This is a genomic window from Pseudomonas sp. 2822-17 (assembly GCF_002742485.1).
Classification (GTDB): Bacteria; Pseudomonadota; Gammaproteobacteria; order Pseudomonadales; family Pseudomonadaceae; genus Aquipseudomonas; species Aquipseudomonas cyclaminis.
This window is the reverse complement of record NZ_LJRZ01000236.1, coordinates 1-262: the sequence shown is the minus strand read 5'-3', so window position 1 is coordinate 262 and position 262 is coordinate 1. Positions and strand designations below refer to the sequence as shown.

The following is a 262-nucleotide window of genomic DNA, read 5'->3' as shown; positions in this document are numbered from 1 at the left end:
AGACAATATTGGAGAATGTCAGTTCCACTTCCAAACAGGAACAATCGTTCATTCGAACAGTACTAGCGAGACTAAATTTTTTACGTGAAGATGTTTATAAAGTCGTAGGAACACTGAGTGGTGGCGAGAGGGTAAAGGTAGCACTTGCGAAAATATTTGTAAGTGACATCAACATGTTAATCTTAGACGAACCAACTAATTACCTGGATATTAAAGCCGCAGCCGCATTGGAGTCCCTTTTAAAGGAATATGAGGGCACCGT

At 40.5% G+C, this 262-nt stretch carries 1 protein-coding gene; it reads left to right on the top strand.

Features of this window, described 5'->3' with window-relative positions; genetic code table 11:
• On the top strand, positions 1 to 262 hold a 262-nt coding region (locus AOA60_RS01740; protein WP_143522355.1), incomplete at both ends, for an ATP-binding cassette domain-containing protein.